At 66.7% G+C, this 18537-nt stretch carries 5 protein-coding genes; 1 reads left to right on the top strand and 4 read right to left on the bottom strand.

Going from position 1 to position 18537, the window contains the following annotated elements:
* Window positions 1-119 precede the first annotated feature (119 nt).
* Complete coding sequence (locus VM99_00995; GenBank protein ID AKJ96697.1) at window positions 120-1835, bottom strand: ABC transporter ATP-binding protein; 1716 nt, start codon at window positions 1833-1835, stop codon at window positions 120-122.
* A gap of 235 nt (window positions 1836-2070) precedes the next feature.
* Here VM99_00995 and VM99_00990 point away from each other — a divergent pair, with 235 nt between their 5' ends.
* A complete protein-coding gene (locus VM99_00990; protein ID AKK01657.1) occupies window positions 2071-2718 on the top strand; it encodes a transporter in 648 nt (215 codons plus the stop codon).
* Window positions 2719-2772: 54 nt separating this feature from the next.
* On the opposite strand, the gene VM99_00985 is transcribed toward VM99_00990, so the two are convergent.
* The 3 genes from VM99_00985 to VM99_00975 are packed head-to-tail and all read right to left on the bottom strand — an operon-like array spanning window position 2773 to window position 18453.
* Complete coding sequence (locus VM99_00985) at window positions 2773-4416, bottom strand: ABC transporter ATP-binding protein (protein AKJ96696.1); 1644 nt, start codon at window positions 4414-4416, stop codon at window positions 2773-2775.
* Window position 4417: 1 nt separating this feature from the next.
* On the bottom strand, window positions 4418-8248 hold the full coding sequence (locus tag VM99_00980) for a peptide synthetase (protein AKJ96695.1): 3831 nt from the start codon (window positions 8246-8248) through the stop codon (window positions 4418-4420).
* Entirely contained in the window at window positions 8245-18453 is a 10209-nt protein-coding gene (locus VM99_00975; protein AKJ96694.1) for a peptide synthetase, read from the bottom strand. Before VM99_00975 ends, VM99_00980 begins: the two co-directional genes overlap by 4 nt.
* Window positions 18454-18537: the final 84 nt, after the last annotated feature.

Genomic DNA, 18537 nt, shown 5'->3' with positions numbered 1-18537 from the left:
GCTTGCCGGCCTCTTCGCGAGCAAGCCCGCTCCCACAAAGAGATCTATGGCGAAAACACCTCTCCAGTCCGCCAAACAACCCTGTGGGAGCGGGCTTGCCCGCGAAGACGGTAGCGGGGTCAGCCCAGGGGCACGGCCGCTTGCCGGGCTTTGCGCTGGACCCACTGGGCCTCGTCCTTGAGTTCGAGGACTTGCCAGTGAATCTGTTCCAGCGAGGTGTTGTGCCCGACGCTGATCAGGATCGATTCCGGCAGGGCCTGCTTGAGCAGTTGGTAGCAGCGCTGTTCGTTGGCCGCATCCAGGGCCGAGCTGCTTTCGTCGAGGAACAGCACCGTGGGCCGGGCCAGCAGGGCGCGGACGAAGGCGCAGCGTTGCTGTTCGCCGATGCTGAGGGTCTGGGCCCAGTCCCGTTCCTGGTCCAACTGATCGCCCAGGTGCTGCAGGCCGATGTGCTCCATGGCCTGGCGCAGCGCCGCGTCTTCCTCGCGCCTTGGCGGGTTGGGGTACCACAGGGCTTCGCGCAGGCTGCCCAGCGGCAGGTAGGGTTTTTGCGACAGCGTCAGCGCCCGTTCACGGTCATAGTGGCTGCTGCCTGTGGCGTGGGGCCAGAGCCCGGTGATGGTGCGGATCAGCGTCGATTTGCCGTAGCCCGACGGCGCACTGATCATGAGGCTGTCACCGGGCTTGAGAGACAGGTTGAAGCCCTTGAACAATTGCCGGCCGTTCGGCAGCCAGACGTCCAGGTCCTTGATGTCGAGGCCGCTGGCCTGCTGTTCGAGGCGCACCGCAGACTTGACCTCGACGTTGTCCAGGCGCTCCTGGAACCCGTTCAAACGATCGATCACCGATTTCCATTCCGACAGCTCCGGAAACACGCTGACCAGATAGGCGATGGCCGCGTGCACTTCGCCGAAGGCCGCGCTGATCTGGGTCAGGCGGCCGAGGGGAAAGGCACCGGCGAAGAATTGCGGCGCCATGATGAACATGGGAATGACCGTGGCGCTGCGCAGGTAGAACGTCGAGTAGCCCATGATCAGCTTTTGCTTCTTGACCAGCGCCCAGAAGTTTTCCAGCGCCGCCTCCAGGCGTCGGTTGAAGCGTTCGTTCTCCACCGCCTCACCGCGGTATTGGGCCACCGAGTTGGCGTTTTCCCGCAGGCGAATCAGCGAGAAACGAAAGTCCGCCTCGCGCCGCTGTTGCATGAAGTTGAGGCCGGGCAGGGCGCGCCCCAGCCAGAACGCCAGGCCTGTGCCCAGCAGCGCGTACACCAGGGCAATCCACACCAGCAGGCCGGGGATGACCACCGACTGGTCGTTGAACGGCACGCTCACCAGGCTGGAGGCCTGCCAGAGAATGTTCAGGAACGAAAACAGCGACACCACCGACGTCAGCAAGCCCAGGCTCAACTTCAGCGACTTGACGATGAACAGGTCGATGTCCTCGGCGATCCGCTGGTCAGGGTTATCGACCTCGGTCTCGGTCAGCTTCAGCTTCTGGTAGCGCTGGCTGCCCAGCCATTGGTCGAGCATGTTGCGCGTGGCCCAGCGCCGCCAGCGTATGGTCAGCTTCTGCTGGAAGTGGAACGCGCCCACGGTAAAGGCGGCCGTGCCGACCTGCAGCAGGATGAATTGCAGGCTGCCAACGAGAAAACCGTGGTAGTCCAGGGCCTGCAAGGCGTTGTAGAAATGCAGGTTCCAGAAATTGTTGAGGATATTGACGCCCACCAGGCATAGGGTCATCAGCACGGTGCCCAGCAGCAGCAACAGGGCCGGGTACTTTTCCTCGGATACCCAGAAAGGCCGTGCGAGGCGCCAGAAATTGCGAAGTGTGTGCATGAGGTCTTTGGTAAGCCTGGTCGCTGACGACGTTGAGTTTACAGGGGCGGGAGGATAGGATCAGCCAATGCTAATCGTTTGCATTAATTAGGGAAAGTCACGGGAGCCCGTTATCGAATTTCCAGAATGGCTGAACCAGGCCTGGCCGCCGATAAAGCGCGTGATCCGACAGGGGCCTGGCGATCAGCCTTGCATCGCGTTGAACCAACTGGCCAACCCCGATGTGCTGCAGCCTTTGCTGGCCCGCTTCGCGCTGCGCTACCCCGGCGTGAACCGCGCGGCCGTGGTCTCGCAATGGTCGATGAACTACATGAGCATCGTCCTGCCGGCCACCCTGGCCTGTGTGTTGACCCGTCACTGCGCTATCGACTTCTGGGGCGAGCAAGCACAGTTGCTGCACGATGATGGCCAACCGTCGGCGCTGGGCCTGCCGAGCCGCCTGCCGGCCCTGGGCGCGCAAGAGCGCGCGGCCTACTGGTCGCGGTTGGTCCATGAGCACCTGGCGCCGTTGTTCATCCCGCTGGCGGCTGCCGGTGGCCTGGCACCGAAAATACTCTGGGGCAACATGGTTGCCATCTGGGACGGCGCTTTCGCGAGAATGGACCCCGACCTCTCCCGGGACGGGTTCGCCGAGGCGCACCGTTGGCTGGAGCAAGCTACGGTCAACGACGGGCGCCTGAAGTTGCGGGGCCTGCAACGCATGGTCGAGTCGCCCGCGCCGCAGATTTGCCCAACCTTGCCCTTGCGCCGGCATTGCTGCCTGCACTATCAGTTGCACGAGCCCGTCGAAGGCCAGCCACCGGTGCTCTGCGAGTCCTGCCCGAAACTGCATCGCCTGCCCCTGGCGGAGCAGGTGAGCTATCTGCATTACATCTATGAATAGGCGTGAGCCCCGGTAACGGGGCTCGCCAGATTATCCACGGGTCTGTCGACGACCTCAGGACAACACCGCCGAGGCCTTCGCCGCAGCCTGGGGCGCCACTTCGCTGAGCGTGCCGTGCTCGATGCGGATCAGCCGGTCGGCCAGGCCGAAGTAGGCGTCGTCGTGGGAAATGACGATCAGCAATTTGCCTCGCTCGCGCAGGTCCGGCAGGATCCGGGTGTAGAAAAAGTGCTTGAACACCGGGTCCTGGTCGGCCGCCCATTCGTCGAACAGGTAGCACGGGCGATCGTCCAGGTAGGCACTGAGCAGCGCCAGGCGCTTGCGTTGCCCGGTGGACAGGGCCAGGGTCGTCAGCTTGCCTTCCTCGATTTGCACCTTGTGATCCAGCTGCAGCTGGATCAGGTAGTCCTGCGCCTGCTTCACCAGGTGCGGATCGTCGCCGTCGAACAGGTTCTCGAACAGGCAGAAGTCGGTGAAGATCGCCGAGAAGTGCTGGCGGTAATGGTGGTTGTCGTGGCTGGAGGAGACTTGCTCGTCGAGCACGATGTCGCCGTTTTCCGGCCGGTAGAGGCCCGTCAGCAACAAGGCCAGGGTGGTCTTGCCGCTGCCGTTGCCGCCGGTGATGAACACCACTTCGCCGGCATTGAGCGTAAGGTCGATGGGGCCCAGCGTGAAATGGCCGTCCTCGCGCTCGCGGTAGTAGGTATGGCTGACCTGCCGGCACACCAGGCTGCGCACCTGGGTCGGGGTGATCGTCTCGATGGCCTCGTCGGCGGCCTGCATCTCGCCTTCCAGGGCGCGAATCTTGTTCAGCGCGACACTGGCCCGGCCCAGGGTCGGCAGGGCGTGCATCAGCTCCGACAGCGGCGTGATCATGTAGAGGATCGCCAGGATGTAGCCGGTGACCAGGCTGACCTGCAGCTCGATGAAGTGCGGCGCGGCGAACAGCACCACGCCGATCAGCAGGTAGAACACCGCATTGCCCCAGTTCATCACCAGCGCATAGATGCTCATGCCCCGCACGAAATCCCGGCGATATTGCTGGCTCACCGGAATCAGCAACCGAGTGAAGAAGTGTTGCCGGCGCGGGTGGTTGAGTTGCAGTTCCTTGCTGCCGTCGGTGAGCAGGCGGTACTGGTCGAACAACTGGTCCTTGAGCTCACGGGCCCGTGAGATCGAGGTCAGTGCCCGGCGTTGCGGCCAGTTGAAGCTGAGGCTGCCCAGGGCGATCAGCAACAGCGTCAGGCCGAGCAACGGCAGGCTCAGCCAGCCCAGGTAGGCCAGGCAGGCGGCGATGATCCCGGCGTTGACCAGCAGGATCGGCACCAGCTCCACCGCCTGGCTGATGGTTTGCGTATCGTCGGTCAGCATCGCCAGCAGGCGGTGCTTGCCCAGGCGCTGCAACTGCGCGTACGGCGTGTCGATCAGCTTGGCGCTCAGGTGCAGGCGCATGTCATTGACCGCTGCTTGGCCCAGGCGCAGCAGGCTGACGTCGGAGATCACCCGCGACACCGCCACCAGCGCCACCAGGGCGCCGAAGTACACGCCATCCATCGGCCGCAGTTGGTCGAACACCGTCAGGCTGTGGTTGATGTTGGCGATCAGGCCAGCCGCCGCAAGGCCGCAGATCAGGCCCGTCAAGGTCGCCACCAGCAGGGCGCGCCATGAACGTTTGGCCATGAGTAACAACAGATCCATTTCAAACCGCTCCGTGTGTCGCAAGGGCCTCGAGACGCGCCGCCAGTTGCTGCTGGAAGGCGGGCTGTTCGAGGACAGTGAGGTGCTGTGCCGGGATGACGTCGCGGGTCAGCGAACCGCTGCTCAGGCGTTCCCAGTGTGGATCGGCAAAGTCAGCCTGGGCCAGGGTGTCGCTGGCCCACCAGACATGCACCGGGCAGCTCAGCCGGGCCGGCTTGAAGCTGGCCAGCAAGTGCTGGGTATGCTGCTGGTAGCGCAGCCGCGTCTGCAAATGTTCCCAGCTGTCGCCATCGAGTTGCAAGCCTTGCTGGCGCGCCCACTGCACCAGTTCCGGCAGGCGTGCCGCCGCAGGCAGGGCATCCAGTTGCGCGGTCAACGCGCTCATCAGCGGCGCCGGCAATTGGCGCATCAGCGCCTGGCTGTCGGGGGTCAAGGCCTCGACCGCCGATTCCAGCAGCGCTTGGACGCTGTCCTCCGGCGCCTGGTGCTGGTATTGCGAGTCGATGATGCCCAGGAAGGCGACCTGTTCGCCCAGGCTTTCCAGGCGCGCCGCCGCGGCGATCGCCAGCAGTCCACCGAGGGAGAAGCCCAGCAGGTGATAAGGCCCGTGGGGTTGCTGTTGGCGCAGGTGTTCGACGTAGAGCGCGGCGAGGCTCTCGATGTCGCCTCCCAGCGCCGTGCTGTCCTCGGCCAGGTAGGCCGCCTGCAAGCCCCAGAGGTTCCAGGCCTGCAACGGCGCCAACAGCGCGCGGTAGTCCTGCACATGGCCGGTGGACGGGTGGAAGCAGAACAGGTTGGCCGCTTCGACGCCGGGCGGCGACAGCCTGACCAGCGGCGACAGTTTCAACTCGGCCTGCACCAGCGCCGCAAACGCCGAGACGCTGGGCGCGTTGAACACGGCGTTGACGGTCACTGGCGCCGACAGGGCGGTCTGCAAGCGGCTGGCCAGCGTTACCGCCGCCAGGGAATGGCCGCCCAGCTCGAAGAAGTCATCGTCGATGCCCACCCGCTCCAGGCCCAGGACCTGCGCCCAGACCTCGGCGAGCAGGGCCTCCAGCGGTGTGCGCGGCAAGGCACTGCCGACCGTGTCGAGCACTTTGTCGGCCCATTGCTGCAAAGTCTTGCGGTCGAGCTTGCCGTTGCCCATCAGCGGCAACGCTTCGACGATCCGTAGGGTCGGCAGCATGTAGTCCGGCAGGCAATCCTGGGCCTGGCCGTGCAAGCGCGCGACGCTGGTCGAATGCCCGGGTGCCAGGGTCATGAAGGCGAACAATTGCTGGCCGAGTTCGCCACGGGGAATGCACTCCACCGCCGCTTGGGCCACACCGGGCAGGCCGGCCAGTTGGGCCTGTATCTCGTCGAGTTCCACGCGAAAGCCGCGGATCTTCACCTGGCGGTCCGCACGCCCGGCGATCTCCAGGCTGCCGTCATGGAGGTAGCGCGCCACGTCGCCGGTGCGATACAGGCGCTCGCCGGGCTCTTGCGCCGACTCGATGAACCGTCCGGCGTCCTGTTGTGCATCCAGGTAACCGCGCGCCAGTTGCGGGCCGGCGATGTACAGCTCGGCACTTTGGCCGGGGGCGACGGGCGCCAGTTGCTCGTCCAGCAGGTGCAGGCGCATGCCGTCGAGACGGTCGCCGAGGGGCAGGCGGCGATAGTCCACGGCCGGTTCGAGCTGGTGCATCACCACCCCGACCGTGGTTTCGGTGGGGCCGTAATGGTTGAAGATCGTCAGGGCCGGCGCGTGTTCGCGAATGCTGCGCAGCAGGCGGGGCGAGCAGTTTTCACCGCCGAGGATCAGTTGCTTGCGCGGCAGCACGGCGGCGCTTTGGGCGTGAATCAGCCAGGCGTCGAGCAACGACGGTACGACCTTCAAGTGATCGACCGGATGCTGCGCCTGCCACGTGGCCCAGGCCTGGGCATCCATGGCGGTTTCCTTGTCCAGCAGGTGCAGTTCGCCGCCGCTGAGCAGCGCCGGGAACAGCAAGGTGTAGCCCAGGTCGGCGGCCAGCGAGGTGACCACCGCGCTGCGCTCGCCGGCCGCCAGGTGCAGGCGCCGGGAGACACTGGCGACGTAGCTGGCAAGCTGGCGGTGCTCGACGATGACGCCTTTGGGCGTGCCGGTGCTGCCGGAAGTGAACAGCACGTAGGCGGCGTCTGCGGGTTGGACCTCGTGCTCCGGTGCGTGGCTCGGACCTTGCTGCCAGAGCGTTTCCTCGCGCAAATCGAGGCTGGCGACGGCGGGCAGGGCGGGTGCCGGGCCCGCCGCGCCGCTGAGGATGAACGTCGGTCGCGCCTGTTGCAGGATGGCCAGGGAGCGTTGGGCGGGTTGATGCACGTCCAGCGGCACGAACGCGGCACCGCTTTTCAGCACGGCGAGCATCGCCAGCACCATCGGCGCCGAGCGATCCAGGTACAGCGCCACGCGGTCTTCGCGACCGATACCCTGGGACCGCAGGTAATGCGCCAGTTGGTTGCTGCGTGCGTCCAGCTCGGCGTAGTCCAGATGCCCATGGTGGTCGCGCAGGGCCACGTGATGAGGGTATTGGCTGGCGCAGGCGCTGAAGCGCGCCGGTACGCTGGCCAACACCGCTGCGCTGTCGAGTGGGCCCTGTAGCGCCGCCAGCGTTGCGGCGAAGCTTGGGGCCTGCAACGACAGCGCCGACAGCGGCGTGGCAGGGTTGGCGAGGGCATCGAGCAGCAGCGACTGCAGCTGTTCCAGCAGCATCGCGGCGGCCTGTTCGCTGTAGCGGTTCGGCAGGTGAGACAGGCTCAGGCGATAGCCACTGCCCGTCGTTTCAGCCACCAACAGCAGCTCCATGCCTGCCGGGATGGCGTGGGCGTCCAGTACCGTGAGCGTCGAGGCGCTGCTGCCCAGGACGTCGAGCCGCTCGGGCAGTTGCGCGCCCCACTGGAAGCCGTAGTGCGACGCTTCGACTGCCTGGGCGGTGCTGACGCCGCAGTATTCCTGCCATTCGGTGGCTTGCTCGCAGAGGTTTTGCAGGTGTGCCAGGGCCTGGGCGAACGAGCTCTCGGGGGCCGGTTGCCAGCGCAGGGGCAGGGGCTTGGCGAACAGGCCCCAGCAGTCGGCGAGTTCTTCGTAGTCGTCGCGGCAATCATGGACCCAGTTCAAGGTCAGGGCCGGGCTGTCGCCGCTGCTCAAGCGTTGCAGCAACACGGCCCAGGCGGTCATCAGCACCTGCTCGGCAGACGCATCGTGGCGCTGGCAAAAGCTGTCCAGGGCCGCGTTCAACAGCGGGCTGGCGAGCAGGCGAGTGGTCACCGGGGTGGCGGCGCGGTCGCTGCGCACCTGGCGGTAAAACAGTTCACCGGTGGTCGCGGGCTCCACCGCTTGAGTGGCCCAGAAGCGCCGGCCATGCTCGGCGTCTTCGTCGGCCTGCAATTCGTAGAGCCAGGCGCTGTATTGGGTGTAGGTCATGGCTTCGTCGTCGACCGTCGGCGCCTGCGCGCAAGCCAAGGCCTGGGCCAGGCGCAGCAAGGTCCCGCGGTCCGCGCCCAGGGCTGGCAGTTGCAGGCTGAGCCGATGCCGATCGGCCCCCACCGATTGCACCTCGACACGGATGGCGTCGTGTGCGGTGACGGCCGACTCCACCACCTGCAACGGCAGCAACAGGCCCGGCTCGGGCCGTACCCGCAGGCGTAGCGCTTCGTGGCAGGCGCTCAGCGCGGCGAGCCGTTGCTGCACGCGCTCCAGGGCCAGCGCGCCGCTGATCTCCAGCTCCAGGCGCGCCGACGGCAAACCGCCCAGCCACTGGCTGCGTTGCTGTGGCGAGAGGGCGAAGGCTTCTTCACGCTTTTCGTAGGCGCTCATGCCTGCACCTCCGCCGCCGGCTGCGGCGGCACGGCGGGCAAAGCCCCCTTCAATTGGTCACGGCGCATCATCTGGCCCATGGCGACACAGATCTTGCGCTCGCCTTCGAACGGGTCGCGGGCGTGGGCCACCAGCATGTTGTCGAGCATCACCATGTCACCTTTTTGCCAGGCGAACCGCACGGCGCAGTCTTCGTACGCCGCACCGATCACGTCCATCACCGCGTCTTCGATCACGCTGCCGTCGCCGTAATAAACGTTGCGCGGCAAGTGTTGCGGGCCGAACAGATTGATCAGGTTGCTGCGCACTTCAGGCTCCAGGCAGGCGGTGTGGTGCAATTGCACCTGGTTGAAGAACGACAGCTCGCCGGTCTCGGGGTGCTCGACAATGGCCGGGCAGTGCTGGGCGATGCGCAGGTTATCGGCCCCCAGCCATTCCCAGCGCATGCCCGATGCCTGGCATTGGCGCTCGACTTCCTCGCGCTGTTGGGTCTTGAAGAAGTCCTGCCAGCGCACGTCCAGCTTGTCGGTGAAGTGGCGCACGTAGAGCAGACCCTGGCTCTTCAAGCGGGCAACGATGTCGTCCGGCAGGCGCGCCAGCACCTGGCGGCAATCGACGATCGGCGTGCAGCCGCCCACCGGCGACGGTGTTTCGCAATAGAACCACTGCTTGCGCGGCCACTGCGGCAGGTGCGAGCTCTCGTTGTGGAAGAGAATCATGTGTTGTTCCGGGTACGGCGTGGAGTGGTAGATGTTCTTGCCGGAGGTGTTCTTCGGCAGGTCACCGTAGGTCCCGTAGAGGTCCGGTTCGATGGCCTGGGCGAACTGTTCGAAGGCGGCGGCGTCCGGCAGGTTGAAGCCGCGGAACAGCAGCCCGCCGTGGGTGCGCAATTGCTCGTTGATCCATGCCCGGGCTTGCAGCGCCCAGTGCGCCGGGTCGAGGTCGCCCAGCAGCGGTTCGATGACCAGCGGCAGGGGCTGCCCGGCGATCAGCGTGCGGGTGCGCACCTGTTCGTGGGCCAACTGGCTGACGGCGGTGGCCCGGGTCTGCTTGAGCTTGCTCAGCTTGGACAGCTTACGCGCGCTGCGTGCCGTCGCGTCGTCGGCCGGTGCTTCAGGCTGGGTCGGCGCGCTGCTGTCCTGAGGGTGCGCCAAGCGCCAGGACCAATCGTCCAGTGCTTGCCCGGAAGCCGAGGCGATCCGCTCCACCAGGCTTTCGAAGCCCTGTTCGAGGCGCTTGACGGTCGCTTCCTGCAGCACGCCGGTGCGGTACACCCAACGCACATTCAGGCCTTGGGCTTCGTCTTCCTCGACAAACACGGCGAGGTCGAACTTGCTGCTTTCCTGGCGCGGCACCAGGTGTTCCACCGCAAGGTCGGCCAGGCTGGCATTGCCGGTGGGCGTGTTCTGCATGACGAACAGCACCTGGACCAGCGGGTTCACCCCTGGCGTACGGGGCGGTTGCAGTTCCTCGACCAGTTTGTCGAACGGCACCTGCTGGTGCTGGAAGGCTGACAGGCAGTCTTCACGCAGGCGTTGCAGGCGCTCGTCGAACCCTTCGCCTTCGCTCAGGCGTGCGCGGATGGGCAGCACGTTGACGAAAAAGCCGATGAGGTGTTCCAGCGCCGGGTGTTCGCGGTTGGCCAGGTCGGTGCCGACGATGAAGTCGTTGGCCCCGGTGGCGCGCTGCATCAGGCTGTTGAAGGCGTTGAGCAGGACCATGAACAGCGTCGCTCGCTGCTGTTGCGCATAGGCCTTGAGCACCTGCGCCTGGGCCGGGCTGAACCGTTGCTCCAGGGCCGCGCCCTGGTAGTCGGGACGCGCCGGGCGCGGGTAGTCGAGCGGCAGCGGGATCAGCGTCGGTGCAGCGTCCAGTTGGCGGCGCCAGTAGTCGATGGCCCGTGCCAGTTGGCGTTGCTGCGCTTCGCTGCGTTGCCAGTAGGCGTAGTCGGCGTACTGGACCGGCAACACCGGCAAGTCCGGGGTCGAACCGCGAGTGTAGGCCTGGTAGCCGGTGATCAGCTCCTGCACCAGGATGCCCATGGACCAGGCGTCGGTGGCGATGTGGTGCAGCACCAGTTGCAGCACGTGATCGTCCGCGCCCAGGCGCAGCAACCGGGCGCGCAGCATCGGCGCCTGTTGCAGGTCGAATGGGGTGCCGGCCTGCTCGTCGATCAGGCGTTGCAGGGTGTGCGCCTGCTGTTCGCCGTCGAGCGGGGCCAGCTCGGTCGGCGTCAGGTCGACCACGGGGGCCGGGCTGATCACTTGGCAAGGTTGGTTGCCGTTGAGCTGGAAGGCGGTGCGCAGTGATTCATGGCGCTCCAGCACGGTTTGCAACGCCGCTTGCAGCGCCGGGATGTCCAGTGCGCCGCGCAACCGCACCACGGTGCTCATGTTGTAGGCGGCGCTCGGGCCTTCGAAGCGATCGAGGAACCACAAGCGTTGCTGGCTGAACGACAACGGCAGCGGCTGGTGCCGTGGCGCCAGGGCGATGTCGCTGTCGCCCGCGGACTCGACCGGGGCCTCGCGCTGGCGGTCCACCGCGGCGGCCAACTGCTCCAGGGTGCCGCGCTCGAACAGCGTGCGCAGCGGCAGGTTCACGTTCAGGCGTCGACGAATCCGCGACAGCACCTGGGTCGCCAACAGCGAGTGACCGCCGATGGCGAAGAAGTCGTCGTGCACGCCGACCGTGTCCAGGCCGAGAATCTCCTGCCACAGTTGCGCCAGGACCTGTTCGGTTTCGGTGCGCGGGGCCACGCACAATGCTTCGGTGGTCTCGGCCTGGGGCACACCGCGGGCGGCGAGGGCGCGGCGGTCGACCTTGCCGTTGGCGTTCAGCGGCAATTGCTCCAGCGCCAGCCAGCGCGCCGGCACCATGTAGCTCGCCAGTTGCGCGCCCAGGTAAGCGGCCAGCACCTGTGGCGCGGGCTCGTCGCCCAGGTCGGCGGTGCTGTCCAGCACGTACCAGGCGACCAGTTGCAGGGCTCCCCGGGTGTCGGGCAGCGCCAGGACGGCCGCGCTGTTCACCGCCGGGTGTTGCATCAGGCGGTTTTCGATCTCGCCGAGTTCGATCCGGTGGCCGCGGATCTTCACTTGCTGATCGCGGCGGCCGAGGTATTCGAGCACGCCATCGGCGCGCAGCCGGCCGATGTCACCGCTGCGGTACAGCCGTGCATCCGCCTGGAACGGGTGCGGGACGAAGGCTTCGCGGGTGCGCTGTGGGTCGTGCAGGTAACCGCGCCCCACGCCGACGCCACCGATGCACAATTCACCGGGAACGCCGATGGGCACCATGCGCAGTGCTGAATCGAGCACGAACACCTGGTTGTTGGCGGTGGGTTTGCCGATAGGCATGTGCAGGCAGTCGTCGGCCGGGGCTTGGGTGATTGGGTGGAAGGCCACGTCGTCCGAGCATTCCGCCGGGCCGTAGGCGTTCATCAGGGCGATGGTCGGGAAGCGTGCGAACCAGTCCCGCGCCAGGGCCGGTGGCAAGGCTTCACCGGTGGGCAGCAACCAGCGCAGGCTTGCCAGGGTATGGTGCGCCTGGCTTTCCTGGAGCATGCCGCGGATCAGCGCCGGCACGGTTTCCAAAAGCGTCAGCCCGTGCGCTTGGACGGCGTCGAGCAGGGCCACCGGGTCATGGGCCTGGGCGTCGGGAAGAATCTGCACGGTGGCGCCGAACAGCGGTGCGGCGAGGAACTGCCACACGCAGATATCGAACGCCGCCGACGCGGTCTGGGCAATCCGGTCGTGCTCGCCCAGGCCCAGGCTCGGGACCTTGCCGAACATGTTGTTGAGCATCCCGCGTTGCTCGACCATGACCCCTTTCGGTGTGCCGGTGGAGCCCGAGGTGAAGATCACGTAGGCCAGTTGGTCGGGGTCGTGGACATAGGTGACCGCCGGTGCCTCGCTGCCTTGCCAGAGCGCCTGGGCGATCAGGCAGGTGGGTTGTCGACGCAGGTGTGGCAGGACGTTGTCCAGGGTCGCGCTGGCGCTGTCGCACACCAGCAGCAGCGGGGCTTCGCCGAGGTCCAGCAGCTCCGCCAGGCGGGCCGGCGGCTGCTGGATGTCGAGGGCCTGGAACGCGGCGCCGGCCTTGAGTGTGGCGATCATCATCGTCAGCAGGGCCAGGCCACGCTCGGCAAACAGCGCCACCAGGGTTTCCGGGCCGGCGCCAGCCTGTTGCAGCGCGTGGGCGATGGCGTTGGTGCGACGGTCCAGTTCGGCGTAGGTCAGTGATTGGTCCTGGCAGACCGCGGCGATGTGCTGCGGGCGGCGACGGACCTGATCGGCGAACAGCGAGGCATAGCCGCGCTCCAGCGGGAAGTCGACGGCGCTTGGGTTGCACTCGACCTGCAAGTGACGGCGCTCCGCTTCGGGGAGCATCTGCAAGCTGCCCAGCGGTGCCTGTGGCTGGTCGAGCATGCTGGACAGCAATTGCACCAGGTGGCCGAGCATGCGCTGCACGGTGTCGGTGGTGAAGCGCTGGCTGTCATAGGACAGGCGAATGCCCAGGCGATCGCCGGGGTAGAGCACCACGGTCATCGGGAAGTTGGTGTGCACCCGGTCTTCATAGATGTCGATGCTGAAGGCATCCAGTTGCACGCTGCTGATGTCCAGCGGGGCGTTCTCGAACACCACCAGGCTGTCGAACAGTTGCTGGCCGCGGGGTACTTCGCTGCAACGCTGGATGTCCACCAGCGACGCGCTTTCGTGCTCGCGCAATTGCGCGTTGTGCGACAGCAGCGCTTGCAGCCAGTCGGCGACCGGCGCTTGCGGGTCGACGTCCACCCGCAGCGGCAGGCTGTTGATGAACAGCCCGACCATTTCCTCGACGCCGGCAAGGTCGGTGGGACGACCGGCCACGGTGACGCCAAACAGCACGTCGCGGTTGCCGCTGTAGCGCGACAGCAACAGCGCCCAGGCACCCTGGATCCAGGTGTTCGGCGTCAGTTGGTATTGCTGGCACAGCTGCTGCAAACGTTGGGTCTGGGCGATGCTCAGGGTCTGGTCGAAGTCACCCACCTGTTCCGGCGCCTGTTCGGGGCGCGCCACGGGGCTGTCCACGTGCAGTGGCGTCGGTTCGCTGAAACCGGCCATCTGCGCCTGCCAGAAAGCGTGGGCGGCGGCCATGTCATGGCGCTCCAGCCAGCTCATGTAGCCACGGAACGAACGCAGGCGCGGACGGGCTACCGGCTCCTCGCGCACGATGGCTTGGTAGATCGCCAGCAGGTCTTCCATCAGCAGGCCGAAGCACCAGGCGTCGGTGAGGATGTGGTGGAAGCTGCGCACCACGGCGAAGCGACGCTCATCCAGTTGGAATACCCGCAGGTGGGTCAGGGGCGCACACGCCATGTCGAAGCCTTGCAGGCGCTGGGCTTCCAGGGCCTGGTCCATCGCCAGGCGTTGCTGCTCGGTATCGAGATGGCGCAGGTCCTGCCAGTCGAACGCCGCCTGGGTCTGCCGGTAGACGCATTGCAGCGGTTCGTGGTCGTCCTGCCACCAGAATGCGGTGCGCATCATCGGGTGGCGTTGCAGGAACAGTTGCCAAGCCGCTTCCATCGCCGGGCGTTGCAACACGCCGTCCCAGCTGTAGCGCTGTTGCATCAGGTAGATCCCGCTGTGGGGTTGCAGCAGGGTGTGCAGCAGCATGCCCTGTTGCATTGACGACAGCGGGTAGACGTCTTCGATGTTCAGCCAGTCCAGCGGTTCGGCCGCCAGGGTCGCCGCTTGCTTGTGGCACAGCGGGAAGGCCTGGCTGGCGGGGCGCAGGTCGGCGGCGTTGATCAGCCCGGCCAGTTCGCCCAAGCGTTGCACGAGCTGCGGCGCCCAGGTGGCGGCGAGGGCACCCTGGCAGCGCACGTGCAGGCAACCGTCCTGCCACCAGGCGTCCAGGGTCAGCGGGCAGCTCGTTGCCGGCAATGGGCTCGCCGCCTCGACCTGGGCCAGGATGCCGTGTGCTTCGCGGTGACTGTCGCGGTTACCCTGCCAGCGAATGGCGACGGCTGCCGGCGGCAGGTCACGCAGGGGTTCTTGCAGGTACGCGTTGTCCGACAGGTAGCGCAGGGCACCGTAGTCGACGCCGTGCTGCGGGTAGGCCCGCCACTGCGCGGCCAGCGCCTGCACGCGTTGCAGCAGGTTGTCGCCTTCGGCCTGGAGGAAGTACGGCACCGCCAGGTCCAACGGGCCGAGGATGCGGGCCGGCTCAAGGTCGGCCACGGCAATCGGTGCATTGACGGGCAAGCGTTCGGCGGTGGGGCGCCCACCCTGTACGCTCAGCGCCAGCAGGCCGGCGCCGCCGTGCTCACGGCACTGTTCGGCCACGGCAGCGGCCAACAGGCTGTTCCAGTCCAGTTGCAGCACTTGGGCCACGCGCTTGAGGTCGCTGGAGAGGCTGGCCGGCAGCGCCTGTTCGACCAGGTCGGCCGATGCCTGGCTAGCAGGCAGTTGCAGGGTATCGGCACCGGCGTATTGCAGCCAGTGCTCCCAGGCCTCGTCCAGGGCATCCCCTTGGGCGTGGTCCTGCTGGTGCCGGGTCCACTGGGTGAAGTCGCCGCCACCATAGGACAGCCGCACCGGCCGTTGATAGCGCAGTTGCGCCAGCGCCAGGTTGAGGTCGCTCAGCAGCAGTGACCAGGACGCCTCGTCAACGCACAGCGGGTGAGCGGCCAGCAGCAAGAATGGCTTGCCGGCCACGTCCAGCAGTCGGGCATGCAAGGTCTGGCCGGCGTCCAGCTCCAGGGCATCGACGCCGGTCTGGGCCAGGCGCTGCAACTGCGCCGGTGTGCAGGCGGCCAGGGTTTCGGTGCCAATGACCGAGGCCTTGGCCGCGCCCAGCACCCGTTGTTGCCATTGGCCTTCGGGCAGCGCCTTGAGCGCCAGACGCAAAGCCTGGTGGTGTTGCTGCAATGCACTGATCGCCTGGCCCAGCAGTTCGCCGTCAAGGGCCCGGGCCAGCGCCACGCAGCGCCAGGTGGCGTCCAGCGGACCCTGTTCCAGGCGGGCCCGCTGGCCGGCACCCAGGGGCAGTTCGTAGCCTTCGGCGAGGTTGTCCGTCATTCCCTGGCTGGCGTCGGCACCCAGTACCCGGGCGATGTCAGCGATGGTGCGGTTCTCGAACAGTTGGCGCGGGGTGAGTTTCAGCCCTTGTTGGTTGGCGCGGGCGATGATCTGCAGGTTGATGATCGAGTCGCCGCCAAGGGCGAAGAAGTTGTCGTGCACGCTGACCCGTTCCAGCTTCAGGACGTCCTGCCAGATCTCGGCCAGCAACGCCTCGACGTCGTTGCGCGGGGCCACGTGATTGGCGCTGTCTTCGGCGGGCTTTTGCGGGGTCGGCAGGCGTTGGACGTCGACCTTGCCGTTGCGGGTGAGGGGCAGTTCATCGAGGGTGATGAAGTGCGCCGGGACCATGTAGTCCGGCACGCGGGCACTGAGGTCGTTGCGCAGCTTGGTGGCGGACAGCGATTGGCTGGCGACCAGCCAGGCCACCAGGCGCAGGGTGCCGTCCAGTTCCACGGCACGCACCAGGGCCTGCTCGATCAGCGGCGACAGGCGCTTGATCTGTGCCTCGACTTCCCCCAGCTCCAGGCGGTTGCCGCGAATCTTCACCTGGCTGTCGACGCGGCCGAGGAACGCCAGTTGGCCGTCCACTTGCCAGCGCACGCGGTCACCGGTGCGATACCAGCGCTGCTGTTGCGCATCCAGGTGGAAACGTTCGGCGGTGAGGTCGTCGCGGTGCAGGTAACCCCGGGCCAGGGCGCCGCTGATCAGCAGCTCACCGCTGACGCCGGTGGCGGTCAGGCGACCGTCGCCATCGACCACTTGCAAGTGGCGGTTGGGCAGCGGTCGGCCGAGGGCAATGCTGCGCAGGCCTGGGGTCAGTTCGGTGGCAATCGCGCCGACCGTCGCTTCGCTCGGGCCGTAGTGGTTGAACACCCTCAGCCCCGGCGCCAGGTGATTCACCTGCTCCAGGAGCGCCGGGCTGAGGGCGTCACCGCCGAAGACCAGCAGCGAGCGCGGCAACAGCCGCGCATCGGGCAGCGCCTGCAACAGGCCGGCGAGGTGACTTGGGGTGATCTTCAGCACATCCACCGGGTGCCGGTCGAAGAGCTCGGCCAGGGCCAGCGGGCTGAAACCGCTGTCCTCGTCCACCAACAACAGGCTGGCGCCGCTGCACAGGGCACCGAACAGCTGGGTGTGGCCGAGGTCGGCGGCAATGCTCGACAGCAAGCCGTAGGTGGCGACCGACGGCGGGTTGAGCACGGCGTGCACTGCCGTGAGGTAGTCGACAATGGCGCGGTGCTCGACCACCACGCCTTTCGGCGTGCCGGTGGAACCTGAGGTGTAGATCACGTAGGCCGCATCGGTCGGGCTGTGGGCCACGGCCGGTGGCGTGTCGGGTTGACGGGCGAGGGTGTCGGCCTGTTCCGCCAGCCACAACGCCTGGGTATGTTCGGCCAGTTGCTTGAGCAAGGGCGACGGTGTGGCGCCAAGCAGCAGCGCCGCGCGGCTGTCCACCAGCACGTCGACCAGACGCCCGGCGGGTTGCTTGATATCCAAGGGCAGATACGCCGCGCCGGCCTTGAGGGTGGCGAGCAGGGCGATCACGAAATCGGCGCTGCGCTCGAAGGCCAGTGCGACCACGCTGCCCTGGTCGATGCCCTGGGCGCGCAGGCAGTGGGCGAGGCGGTTGGCCTGCTGATCGAGTTCACGGTAGGTCAATGCGACCTGGTGATCGCGAACCGCCAGGTGCTCGGGGCAACGGGCAGCCTGCTGTTCGAAGCGCTGGTGCAGGCATTCGAGGGGCACTGGCAGTTGCGCGCCACGGCCTTGCGCCAACAATTGCTGGCGCTCTTCGGCGTCCAGCCATTCCAGGCGGTTGACCTGGCATTGGGCTTGGCTGGTCATCGCCAGCAGGATCGCGCGCAACTGCGCGGACAACACCGCGACTTCGGCGTCGCTGAAGCGGCTGCGGTCGTAGCTGATCAGGTAGTGCAGTTGGGTGTCCGGCATCACGATCAGCGACAACGGGAAGTGGTTGCGGCCCTGGGTGAGGGTGAGGCCGTCGACCTGCTGGTCGTTGGCCGGGGCGCTGAAGCTCAAGCCACCGGTGTCCTGGTTGAGGGCATCGGTCACCGGGAAGTTCTCGAACACCAGGATCGAGTCGAACAACGCCTGCTCGGCGGCAATGCGGGTCATCGCCTTGAGTTTGCCCAACGGCAGGTAGGCGTGGTGGCGCAGGTCGCTGTTGGCGTGCTGCAACTGTTGCAGCCAGTCCACCAGCGTCGGGCTCTCGGCCCACTGCACCCGCAGCGGCAGGGTGTTGATGAACAGCCCGACGGTGCTGTCCACCGCCGCCAGGTTCTCCGGCCGGCCGGCGACCGTGACGCCGTACACCACGTCGTCGCGTCCGGCGTGCTGGCCCAGCAACAACGCCCAGGCGCCTTGGATCAAGGTGTTGATGGTCAGGTCATGGCGCCGGGCGAACTGGGTCAGTTGCTCGGTTTCACCTGCGTCCAGGCGGCTTTCCCGCTCGGCGAACGGCGCGCCCGACGGCGCGGCCTGGCGAGTGGCGAAGGACGGCAGCGGGGTCGGTTCGCTCAGGTCCTGCAACTGTTCGCGCCAGAACTGTTCGGTGACGGCCATGTCCTGTTCCGCCAGCCAGGCGATGTAGTCGCGGTAAGGGCGGGTGGCTGCCAGGTGCGCCGGGCGGCCGTGGGCCTGTTCGTAGTACAGCGCCAGCCACTCCTGGACTGCGATGCCGACGCTCCAGCCGTCCATGAGGATGTGATGGAAGGTCCAGATCAGGTGCCAGCGCTCGGGCGCCAGGCGCACCAGGCACACGCGCATCAGCGGCGACTCGTTCAGTTCCAGCGGTTGGGCCCGTTGCTCAAGGCCCAGTTGCTCCAGGGCCGCTTGCGTGTCGGCGCGGTCCTGCCAGTCCAGTTCGGTCAGGGGCAGGTCGACGTCCTGCTGCACCACCTGATAGGCATCGTCCAGCTCTTCCCACAGGAACGCACTGCGCAGCACCGCGTGGCGTTGCATCAGCGCCTGCCAGGCCCCGCGAAAGGCGCCCAGTTGCAGCGGGCCGTTCATTTCCAGGGTCAGTTGCTGGTAGTACACCCGCGAGTCCGGTTCAAAGACACTGTGAAACAGCAGGCCGTGCTGGGTCGGCGAAAGGGAGTAGATGTCTTCGATGTTGTTCATGCTTGCTTGGTCCATTTCAAAGGCTTGAAAACAGTGAGCGTCGGTCTGGCGCCCCGCTGGGGTCAGGTGATGACCCCGCGGGCG

The sequence above is a fragment of the Pseudomonas chlororaphis genome (assembly GCA_001023535.1).
GTDB classification, from domain to species: Bacteria; Pseudomonadota; Gammaproteobacteria; order Pseudomonadales; family Pseudomonadaceae; genus Aquipseudomonas; species Aquipseudomonas chlororaphis_E.
The sequence above is the reverse complement of the archived record's forward strand: the minus strand, read 5'-3'. Positions and strand labels throughout refer to the sequence as shown.